Source organism: Gordonia sp. UBA5067 (assembly GCF_002414845.1).
GTDB lineage: Bacteria > Actinomycetota > Actinomycetes > Mycobacteriales > Mycobacteriaceae > Gordonia > Gordonia defluvii.
Window position 1 is genome coordinate 159,011 of sequence record NZ_DIAX01000045.1, and the last position, 10,252, is coordinate 169,262.

Genomic DNA, 10,252 nt, shown 5'->3' on the forward strand with positions numbered 1-10,252 from the left:
ATTGGCGCTGCCCGGGCCATTGTGAGTGCGTGACAGACTGGGTCCATGCCACTCAATCCGTCGACGCTGCAGGGCCGGGTCATCGTTGACGAAATGATCCGGGACGGGGTGACCGAGGCGGTGCTGTGTCCCGGATCGCGCAACGCGCCCCTCGCGTTCGCGCTGCACGCCGCCGACGCCGCCGGGCGGCTCCGACTGCACGTGCGGATCGACGAGCGGTCGGCCGGCTTCCTCGCCCTCGGCCTCGCGGTGGCCTCCCAGCGTCCGGTCCCGATCGTCTTGACCAGTGGAACCGCCGTCGCCAATGTCAGTCCGGCGGTGTTCGAGGCGAACTACGCGCGGATCCCGCTCGTCGTGGTCAGCGCCAACCGGCCGTACGAACTACTCGGATCCGGTGCCAATCAGACGGTCGAGCAGTTCGGCCTGTTCGGCACCCAGGTGCGCGCGGCCATCAGCATCGGACTGGCCGAGGACGGTGTGGACACCAACAGCCAGTGGCGCTCGGCCGTCGGGCGCGTGCTGGCGGCGGCCCGGGGCGCCCGCACGGGCAACGCCGGACCGGTCCAGTTCGACATTCCATTGCGCGAGCCCCTGGTCCCCGGTCCGGGGACGGCGGTCGACGACGACCTTGCCGGGTTCGGCGGCCGCGAGGACGGACTGCCGTGGACACAGGCTCCCGCGGGCCGGCTCGACATCCCCGTGGCGGTCGACCTGAGCCTCGACACGGTCGTCGTCGCCGGGCACGGGTCCGGCGTCAACCCCGAGTTGGCCGGTCTTCCGACCGTTGCCGAGCCCACGGCGCCTCGGCCGGCCGTGCCACTGCATCCGCTGGCGCTGGGCGGGATCAAGCCGCACCAGGCCATCATTTGCGGCCGGCCTACTCTGCACCGCGGGGTGGCGCGCCTGCTGGCCGATCCGCAGGTCCGCGTTCACGCGATCACCACGGGCCCGCGCTGGCCCGACGTTTCGGGCAACGTCTACTCAACCGGCACCCGGGTCGAACCGGCGGGTGCGCCCGGTGCCGGCTGGCTGGCGCAGTGTGCGACCGAGAACGACCGGGCGGTCGACGCGGTCGCCCGGGTCCTCGCCCAAACGCCGTCGACTACCGGCCTGCACGTCGCGGTCGCCGTCGCCGGCGCTGTCGGGCCGGGCCGCCAATTGTTCCTCGGCGCCTCCAATCCGATTCGCGATGTCGCCCTGGCGGGCACCGTCGGCGAGCAGGTCCGGGTGCTGTCGAATCGGGGGGTCGCCGGGATCGACGGTGCGAACTCGACGGCGATCGGCGTCGCGCTGGCCGGCGGGCCGACCGTTGCACTGCTCGGCGACCTCACCTTCATCCACGACTCGACCGGATTGATCATCGGTCCCGACGAGCCCACCCCGGCCGACTTGCGCATCGTCGTCGCCAATGACGACGGCGGAGGAATTTTCGGCCTCCTCGAACAGGGCGACCCGCGCTTTCAGGGAGACGCCTATGCGGGCGCATACGAGCGAATTTTCGGCACCCCGCATCGCACCGATCTCGCCGCGTTGTGCGCCGGCATGCACGTCGCGCATCGCCGCGTGCCCGTCGATGGGCTCCGCGCGGCGCTCACCGGTCCGGCGGCGGGGATCCAGGTCCTGGAAGTCGCCACCGACCGCACCGGTCTGCGGGGCGTCCATGAGAGCATCGCGGCCGCGCTGGCGTAGCAGCGCCCCGGTAGCCTGGAGTCATGAATCCGACCGCGCAGCGCATCGTGCAGGTCGCGCTGCTGGTGGTCGGCACAATCCTGACCCTGATGGCGGTCTTCCTGTTTGCCGGATGCGTCAAGAACGACGCGCGGATCAATGCGAACAAGGCTGTTGCGGTTGCCGAGGTGTCCGCAGCGGACCGGCTGCACGCCGCAGTCGGCTTCTTCACTCCCGACGGGAAGTTTCACAGCCCGCAACTCGGCCTGCTGTACCCGACGGAGCTTTCGCTGGGGGAGCGGATCTCGGTGGACTATGACGCCTCCAATCCCGACGGGCTGGTGCGCCCGACCGGCCGCAGCGCGTCCCTGGCCGTGATCCCGGTGCTGTCGGTGATCGTCGGCGGCTGGGCGGTCGTGGCCGGGCTGATGGTGCTCGTGGCCGAACTCGGGCGCCGCGGGCGGGGCGCGCACACGGCGGTCCGCGCGCAGCTCCCGTCACACTGAATGCCGTTCGGCGCCAACACGAATTCGCTGTTCGTTCACCGCGATTTCGCGTTCGCACCATCGATGGGCCGCACGCGCCGCGAAAACTGAGGACCATGCGAGTGGCTATTGTTTCGGAAAGCTTCCTCCCGCAGGTCAACGGTGTGACCAACTCGGTTCTGCGCGTCGTCGATCATCTTGAGGACCACGGGCACGAGGCGCTCATCGTCGCGCCGGATACCCCGCGCGGCGAGGCGTCGGGGCCGACGCGGGTGGGCCGTGGCACGCCGGTGCACCACGTCCCGGCAATCATGTTCCCCGGGGTCCGGTCGCTGCCGGTCGGCGTCCCCACCCCGAAGGTCCACCGCGCGCTGCGCGAATTCAACCCCGACATCGTCCACCTCGCATCACCGTTCGTCCTCGGCGGTGCCGGTGCATACGCAGCGCACCGGCTCGACTTGCCGACGGTCGCGGTGTTCCAGACCGATGTCGCCGGCTTCGCAGCCAGCTACCGGGCCGGCATCGCCTCGCGCGCGGCATGGCGTTACCTGCGCCGATTGCACTCGTCCTGTGATCGCACGCTCGCGCCGTCGTCGTCGAGTGCCGCCGACTTGCGCGCACACGGCATCCCCCGTGTTCACCGCTGGGGCCGGGGGGTGGACCTGGCGCAGTTCGGCCCGGAACATGCCGATGCCGACCTGATCGCCCAATGGACGGGAGCCAGTCACGACGACGACCGGGAACGCAAGCTGATCGTCGGCTTTGTCGGACGCCTCGCGCCGGAGAAGGATGTGCACAAACTGGCGCCCCTGGTGCGGGACCCGTCGGTCCAACTCGTCATCGTCGGCGACGGTCCGCAGCGTGACAAGCTCGCCCAGCAGTTGCCCGGCGCGATCTTCACCGGCGCGCTGTACGGTGCCGAACTGGCGCGGGCCTACGCCAGCTTCGATGTTTTCGTCCACGCCGGTCGCCACGAGACGTTCTGCCAGACCATCCAGGAGGCGATGGCCAGCGGCGTGCCGGTCATCGGGCCGCTCGCGGGTGGTCCTCGCGACTTGATCGCCCACTGCCGCACCGGCTTCCTGCTCGATCCCGACCAGTTCGAAGCCGGCCTCCCCGGTGCCCTCGAGGCCCTGCGCGACCCGGCGACCCGGGCGCGGTTCGGCGGATCGGGGCTGGCCTGGGTGCGCACGCGGACGTGGGCCTCGGTGTGCGACGAGCTGCTCGGACATTATCGGGCCGCCGTCGGCGAACGTGCGGCCAGCAGCGCTGCCGGGCAGCTGGCCAGCTGACGGTGGCCGTCCACTGCCCGCGACTGGGTGCGGCGCGCCTGCGCCGACTACGGTTTGAGGAATGAGCGACGAGCGCGCAGATCTGAGTAAGCGCCCCGAGGATGTGGCCACGATGTTCGACGGCGTGGCCAAGCGCTACGACATCACCAACACCGTCCTGTCTTTCGCCCAGGACCGTCGCTGGCGGGCCGCGACGCGGCGCGCCCTCGGGCTGCGCCGTGGCGAGGTGGTTCTCGACCTGGCCGCGGGCACCGCCGTGTCAACCGTCGAGCTGGCCAAGAGTGGGGCCCAGGCGGTGGCCGCGGACTTCTCGCTCGGCATGCTCAAAGCCGGCGCGAACCGCGCCGTGCCGAAGGTCGCGGCGGACGCACTCGCCCTGCCGTTCGCCGACGAGTCCTTCGACGCGGCCACCATCTCCTTCGGGCTGCGCAACGTCAACGACGTCGGCCGCGCCCTGAGGGAGCTACGCCGGGTCTTGCGCCCGGGCGGGCGGCTGGTGATCTGCGAGTTCTCCACCCCGACGTGGGCTCCGTTCCGGACCGTGTACCTGGAGTACCTGATGAAGGCGCTGCCCGAGGTGGCCACGCGCGTTTCCAGCAATCCGGCGGCCTACGTCTACCTCGCCGAGTCGATACGCGAATGGCCCGACCAGCAGATGCTGGCCGGGCTGATCCGCGAGGCCGGCTTCCGGGGCGTGCACTGGCACAACCTCACCGGCGGGATCGCGGCCCTACACAGCGCCGTCAAGTAGCGTTGGGCGCGTGACTCGACCAGGCGGCCGCCACACGCAACCGGTGCAGCACGAGGATGGGCAGCGCAACGTCGTCGTCCACCGGGACCCGCCAACGGCGCATGGGCATCAGCACGGCGCGGGTCCGGTGCCGATCGGTGCCGCCGCGCGGTGGGTGGTCGTGACGGTGCTGTCCCTCGCGGTGGCCGCCGTCGCCATCGGCCTGGCGGTGCTGTGGCCGTCGGCGGCGGGCGAACACCCGATCCCCATACAGTTCCGCTCCGCCGACGGTGGGGCGATGCGCACCGATACCGCCACCGTCGTCGCGCAGGCGCGGGCCGAGTGCCAGAACCCGATGACCGGCGTGGCCGTCGATGCGCCGCAATCGCTGGGCGTGGCGCCCGTGGTCGACGGACCGTGCTACGCGACGACGGTCCGCCTCGACAGCGGTGCAGACAAGGGCAGGTTCGTCTTGCTGCAGGTCCCGACGAATCGCGCGCAGTCCGGCGACGGCCCGGGCCAGCCCCGGCTAGACCCGGCCACCGCGGACAATCCGGCACCGGGCCAGCCGACGCTGCGCGTGGACAACACCATCCGGGTCAGCGCGGTGCCCGGTATTGACGGGTCGCTCCGTTACAGCTTCTTCGACTTCGCCCGCGGTCCGGCGATCATCGTGTGGGCGATCCTGTTCCTGGTGGCGATCGTCGTCGTCGCGGCGTGGAAGGGGCTGCGATCGATCATCGGGCTGGTGTTCGCGTTCGCCGTCCTCGGCGTGTTCACCCTGCCGTCGATCCTTAGCGGTCATTCACCGGTGGCGGTGGCGATCACCTCCTCGGCGCTCATCCTGATCGTGGTGCTCTACCTGGCGCACGGCGTGAGTATGCGGACCTCGGCGGCGTTACTGGGCACCCTGGTCTCGCTGCTGTTCGCCGGGGTGTTGAGCTGGCTGGCGATCCGCACCATGGATATCGCTGGTCTGTCCGGTGATCAGGCCATGAACCTGCAGTTGTACTCCGGCACGATCTCGATGACGGGGCTACTGCTGGCCGGCTTCATCATCGGGGCGCTCGGCGTGCTCAATGATGTGACGATCACGCAGGCGTCGGCGACGTTTGAGCTGGCAGCGGCCGGCGAACCGTCGCGGCTGGCGACGTTTCGCGCCGCGATGCGGGTGGGTCGCGACCACATTGCGAGCACCGTCTACACCCTTGTCTTCGCCTATGCCGGCAGTGCGCTCCCGCTCCTGCTGCTGTTCTCGGTGGCCGCACAGCCGTTCGGCTCGCTGGTCACCACCGATCAGGTGGCGATCGAGTTGGCCCGCGCCTTCGTCGGCGGTATCGCCATCGCGCTGTCGGTTCCGCTGACGACGGCGGTGGCGGCTGCGCTGGTCACCATCTCCCCGCGCGACGGGGCGGTGCCGGCCGGCCGGTGATGGCCGGGCGGCGCCGCCGGCCGAACCAATCCCGCTCCGCCGGGCATGCCCGGCTTGGGCTAGCGGAACGGCGGCCGCTCATCGACGCGAACCGACATCCGCCCGGCGGTGCGCCAGGCGCGTGCGACGAGGTCAGCGTCCTCGTCGGTGATGAGGTTGCCCATGACGCGCACGACGGTCGACATCAGCGCGCGTGACCGCAGTCCCGGGCGGCCCAGCAACGGCACCGCCGCGGGCACGGTCAGCATCGCGGCCAGGCGCCGTGCCGCAGAGAATGCGAGCGCATAGTGCTCGGTCAGCACATCGGGCCACCGCTCGCTGAAGTCGCCGCCGCGGTCGGTGATGAGTTCGACGGCCAGCCGGGCGGTCTCCAGCCCGTAGTCGATGCCCTCGCCGTTGAGTGGGTTCACACATGCCGCGGCGTCGCCGATCAACATCCAGTTCCGGCCCGCGACGCCGCTGACCGCTCCGCCCATCGGCAACAGCGCCGAAGCGATCCGCTGCGGTTCCCCGGTGATCTGCCAGTCGTCGCGCACCATCTCCGCGTAGTGGCGCAGCGTCGGGCGGAGTTCGACATGAGCCGGCCGCCGGGCGGTCGCCAGCGCGCCGACGCCGACATTGAGCGTGCCGTTGCCCAGCGGGAACACCCAGCCGTATCCGGGTAGCAGGGCCCCGTCGGCGCCCCGCAACTCCAGGTGCGAGCCCATCCACGGATCATCCGAGCGGGCCGACGACACATAGGCGCGGCCGGCGACTCCATAGGCGGTGTCGCGGTGCCATTGGCGACCCAGGATCTTACCCAATCCGGAACGCACCCCATCGGCGACGATGACCGTCGACGCCCGGATCGCCCGCCGCCCGGCGGAGCCCTCGACGATGACGGCGGCGATCCGGTCGCCAGCCCACTCGACGTCGACGGCCTTGGTGCCCAGGATCATTCGGGCGCCCGCGTCCTGAGCGAAAGCGCGGATCTGTTCGTCAAGCTCCAGTCGCGTCACCGCGCTGCCGTGATCGGCGAAGCGTTTGCCCGGCCACAGCACCCGCTGATCGGCACCCCAGCCGTGGAGGTGCAGCCCGGCGATGCGCGGGCGGTCGGCGAGGTAGTCGCCCAGGCCCAGTTCCACCAGCGCGGTGACCGCGCGCGGGGTGAGACCGTCGCCGCACGTCTTATCCCGGGGGAAGGAAGCCAGGTCGAGCACCGTCACATCGCGTCCGGCGCGGGCCGCGCGGAGGGCGGCAGCCGATCCCGCCGGCCCGGCGCCGACTACGAGGATGTCGGTGGCGTCGACAGGTGCCGAGATGCTGGGATCGGCGTCGGTGGAGTGTGTCACCCGACCAGTATGTCTTGGGCCCTGGTCGGATACGCTCAGCGTGTCGGGCGCGACCGCGCTGACTCCCCGAAAACTTGTGCAGGTGCATCACGTGAAGTCGACCATCGCCGGCTTGAATCTGGGTTCGGACGAGTTCTCGCTTGCCGTGAAGTCGTCGTTGGCGCAGGTAGAGGATTTGCTGCTCACCGAGCTCGGGTCGGGAGACGACTTGCTCACCGAGGCGGCCACCCACCTCGCCAAGGCGGGGGGCAAGCGCTTCCGGCCGATGTTCGCCATTCTCGCCGCCCAGTTCGGACCGCGGCCGGACGCCCCCGAGGTCATCACCGCGGCCACAGTGGTCGAGATGATCCATCTCGCGACCCTCTACCACGACGACGTGATGGACGAGGCGCCGGTTCGACGCGGTGCACCGTCGGCCAATTCGCGCTGGGGCAATTCGGTGGCCATCCTGTCGGGCGACTTCCTGTTCGCCCGCGCCTCCCGGTTGGTGTCGACCCTGGGCCCGGAGTCGGTGCTGATCATTGCCGACACATTCGCCGAGTTGGTGACCGGCCAGATGCGCGAGACCGTGGGCGTCACTGCGGGCAAGGACCCGATTGAGCACTATCTCAAGGTCGTGTGGGAGAAGACCGGTTCGCTGATCTCCGCCTCCGGCCGGTTCGGTGCGATGACGTCGCAGGCCGACCCGGAGACGATCGAGCGGCTCGCCCGGCTCGGCGACGTCATCGGCACGGCGTTCCAGGTCTCCGACGACATCATTGACATCGCCTCGGTGACCGACGACTCCGGCAAGACACCCGGTACCGACTTGCGGGAAGGCGTGCACACCCTGCCGGTCCTGCTGGCGCTGGCCGACCACGACGACACCGCCACCGAGTTGCGCGCGCTCCTCGTCGATGCGCGGACGGGCAAGCCGAGGCCGCTCACCGAGGACGCCGAGGTCGAGCGGGCGCTGGTGCTCCTCCGGTCGTCCGCCGGAATGGTCGCCGCGCACGAGAGACTGCGCGGGTATCTGCGGGCCGCACAGGATGACCTCGCCCACCTGCCCGCCGGTCCGGGGCGCGACGCGCTGTCGGATCTGGCCGAGTACACCATCGAGCGCACCGGCTGACCGATCGTCTGGGAACGATCCGGTCGGCCTCGACGTTTGGCACTATGCAAGGTGACGACCGCAGTGGGCGGCCGACAGTGCAGAACGAGGTGGGGAATGCATTTCAACGGTCTGAAGACGGCCGCGCTGCTGGGCTTGATGTCGGCGATCATCGTGGGTATCGGCGCCACCTTCCAGAATCAGACGATCCTGATCGGTTCGGTCCTGCTCGCCATCGGGACCAACGCCTACGTGTACTTCAACTCCGCGAAGCTGGCGCTGCGGTCGATGCATGCACAGCCGGTGACCGAGGTGCAGGCGCCCGAGTTGTACCGGATCGTGCGGGAGCTTGCCACCGATGCCCGCCAGCCGATGCCGGCGCTCTACATCAGTCCCACCGAGTCGCCGAATGCGTTTGCGACCGGGCGCAACCCGAAGAATGCGGCCGTGTGCTGCACGTCGGGGATCATGCGTCTGCTCGATGAACGCGAGTTGCGGGCCGTCCTCGGCCATGAGTTGTCCCACGTCTACAACCGCGACATCCTGATCTCCTCGGTCGCCGGGGCGCTGGCCGCGGTCATCACCGGACTGGCGCAGATGGCGATGTGGTTCGGCGGCGGCAACCGCAATGGCGGCGGCCCCGGCATCGTCGCCGTCCTGGCGATGACCCTTCTCGGGCCGCTCGCGGCGACGGTGATCAAGATGGCCGTGTCGCGCTCGCGCGAATACCAGGCCGACCAGTCTGGCGCGGAGTTGACCAAAGACCCGTTGGCGCTCGCCTCGGCGCTGGCAAAGATCTCCGGCGGTATTGATGCCGCGCCGCTGCCACCCGAACCGCAGATCGAGTCGCAGGCGCACATGATGATCGAGAACCCGTTCCGCGGCGCCGGGATGCAGAAGATGTTCTCGTCCCACCCGCCGACCGCGGACCGGATCGCCCGCCTGCAGGAGATGGCCCGGAAAGGCGTGTAGCCCGATTCGAGTAGTGCGCTACTCGTGCCGACGGCGTGGCCCCCGTCAACACTTGACCCCGTCCCGGTGACAACCCGTCATCGGCCGGGGCCAAGTCAATGGAGAAGTCATGGGAGCGTCGTCCGGAGTCCTCATTTTCATTGCGGTGATCGCCGCGATACTCGGCCTCTGCTATCTCGGCGGAACGGTCTTGGTGAGAGGATTCGATCTCCTCACGACTGTTCTGGACCGGGTGTTCCGAGTGATCTACGGGCGATGAGCCTTCCTCGCCACGATGGCCGGATTGGGCGCAGGCTCAGCGGTAGTTGACGAACTGTAGGGCGACCTCGACGTCGGCCCCCTTGAGGAGGGCGATCACCGTCTGCAGATCGTCGCGCTTCTTGCTCGACACCCGGACCTCGTCGCCCTGAATCTGCGCCTTGACGCCCTTGGGTCCCTCGTCGCGAATGATCTTGGTGATCTTCTTGGCCTGTTCGGAGTCGATGCCCTGCTTGAGGGTGCCGGTGATCTTGAAGGTCTTCCCCGACGCGGCGGGCTCGCCGGCTTCGAAGGCCTTCAGCGAGATGTCGCGCCGGATCAGCTTTTCCTGAAACACCCCGAGGGCCGCCTCGGCGCGCTCTTGAGCGTCGGAGGTGATGACTATTCCATCGTCGCCGGACCACTCGATCCCGGTATTGGTGCCGCGGAAGTCGTAGCGCTGGGATAGCTCCTTGGCGGCCTGGTTGAGCGCGTTGTCGACCTCTTGGCGATCGAACTTGCTGACCACGTCAAACGATGAATCTGCCATGGCCACAGCCTAGCCTGAGCAGGGGGTTTGCGTTGGCACCGGGGATTCGTTGTATTCTTTGCGGCGTTGCCCTTCGTCGCTGCGCCAAGCGCGGGGGAGTGCACCGGCAGGTTGCCCGAGCGGCCAAAGGGAGCGGATTGTAAATCCGTCGCGCAAGCTACATAGGTTCGAATCCTATACCTGCCACGACGCGGAGTTTCACCGGGAAATTCGGGCTTCGACCAGCGATTTGGCCGACCCGCTCATCGGTGTGTAACCTCGTCATGTCGTATTTTGATCGGGTTCGTCCCCGGGCATTGACGACGACGCCCCCTTAGCTCAGTCGGTAGAGCGTTTCCATGGTAAGGAAAAGGTCGACGGTTCGATTCCGTCAGGGGGCTCGCTGGACCCGACGAACGGTTCGGTCCGCGCGGCGGTGTAGCTCAGCTGGTTAGAGCGCACGACTCATAATCGTGAGGTCGGGGG

At 69.0% G+C, this 10,252-nt stretch carries 10 protein-coding genes and 2 tRNA genes; 10 read left to right on the plus strand and 2 right to left on the minus strand.

Features of this window, described 5'->3' with window-relative positions:
* Positions 1–45: 45 nt before the first annotated feature.
* The 5 genes from menD to B4M62_RS07555 all read left to right on the plus strand — a co-directional run bounded on the left by menD (position 46) and on the right by B4M62_RS07555 (position 5,607).
* Positions 46–1,689, plus strand: a complete 1,644-nt coding sequence (menD, locus tag B4M62_RS07535) for a 2-succinyl-5-enolpyruvyl-6-hydroxy-3-cyclohexene-1-carboxylic-acid synthase (RefSeq protein ID WP_290706355.1) — start codon at positions 46–48, stop codon at positions 1,687–1,689.
* Positions 1,690–1,712: 23 nt separating this feature from the next.
* On the plus strand, positions 1,713–2,174 hold the full coding sequence (locus B4M62_RS07540) for a hypothetical protein (protein WP_290706356.1): 462 nt from the start codon (positions 1,713–1,715) through the stop codon (positions 2,172–2,174).
* A 95-nt stretch (positions 2,175–2,269) separates the two neighbouring features.
* Positions 2,270–3,445, plus strand: coding sequence for a glycosyltransferase family 4 protein (locus tag B4M62_RS07545; protein WP_290706357.1), 1,176 nt, complete (start codon positions 2,270–2,272; stop codon positions 3,443–3,445).
* 61 nt (positions 3,446–3,506) lie between these two features.
* Positions 3,507–4,196 carry a demethylmenaquinone methyltransferase gene (locus B4M62_RS07550; protein ID WP_290706358.1) on the plus strand — a complete coding sequence of 230 codons (690 nt, stop codon included), beginning with the start codon at positions 3,507–3,509 and terminating at the stop codon, positions 4,194–4,196.
* Positions 4,197–4,206: 10 nt separating this feature from the next.
* Positions 4,207–5,607, plus strand: a complete 1,401-nt coding sequence (locus tag B4M62_RS07555) for a YibE/F family protein (RefSeq protein WP_414651807.1) — start codon at positions 4,207–4,209, stop codon at positions 5,605–5,607.
* 59 nt (positions 5,608–5,666) lie between these two features.
* Here B4M62_RS07555 and B4M62_RS07560 read toward each other — a convergent pair whose 3' ends face one another.
* A complete protein-coding gene (locus tag B4M62_RS07560) occupies positions 5,667–6,938 on the minus strand; it encodes a geranylgeranyl reductase family protein (RefSeq protein ID WP_290706359.1) in 1,272 nt (423 codons plus the stop codon).
* Positions 6,939–7,029: 91 nt separating this feature from the next.
* Here B4M62_RS07560 and B4M62_RS07565 point away from each other — a divergent pair, with 91 nt between their 5' ends.
* The 3 genes from B4M62_RS07565 to B4M62_RS07575 all read left to right on the plus strand — a co-directional run bounded on the left by B4M62_RS07565 (position 7,030) and on the right by B4M62_RS07575 (position 9,259).
* A complete protein-coding gene (locus tag B4M62_RS07565; RefSeq protein WP_290706418.1) occupies positions 7,030–8,049 on the plus strand; it encodes a polyprenyl synthetase family protein in 1,020 nt (339 codons plus the stop codon).
* A 96-nt stretch (positions 8,050–8,145) separates the two neighbouring features.
* Complete coding sequence (gene htpX, locus B4M62_RS07570; RefSeq protein ID WP_290706360.1) at positions 8,146–9,000, plus strand: zinc metalloprotease HtpX; 855 nt, start codon at positions 8,146–8,148, stop codon at positions 8,998–9,000.
* A gap of 109 nt (positions 9,001–9,109) precedes the next feature.
* Positions 9,110–9,259, plus strand: a complete 150-nt coding sequence (locus tag B4M62_RS07575) for a hypothetical protein (RefSeq protein WP_290706361.1) — start codon at positions 9,110–9,112, stop codon at positions 9,257–9,259.
* A 36-nt stretch (positions 9,260–9,295) separates the two neighbouring features.
* Here the strand turns inward: B4M62_RS07575 and B4M62_RS07580 are convergent, their stop codons facing one another.
* Positions 9,296–9,787, minus strand: coding sequence for a YajQ family cyclic di-GMP-binding protein (locus B4M62_RS07580; protein ID WP_290706362.1), 492 nt, complete (start codon positions 9,785–9,787; stop codon positions 9,296–9,298).
* A 105-nt stretch (positions 9,788–9,892) separates the two neighbouring features.
* Here B4M62_RS07580 and B4M62_RS07585 point away from each other — a divergent pair.
* A tRNA-Tyr gene (locus tag B4M62_RS07585) sits at positions 9,893–9,973 on the plus strand.
* Between the two features lie 121 nt (positions 9,974–10,094).
* Positions 10,095–10,167 (plus strand) — tRNA-Thr (locus tag B4M62_RS07590).
* Positions 10,168–10,252 lie beyond the last annotated feature (85 nt).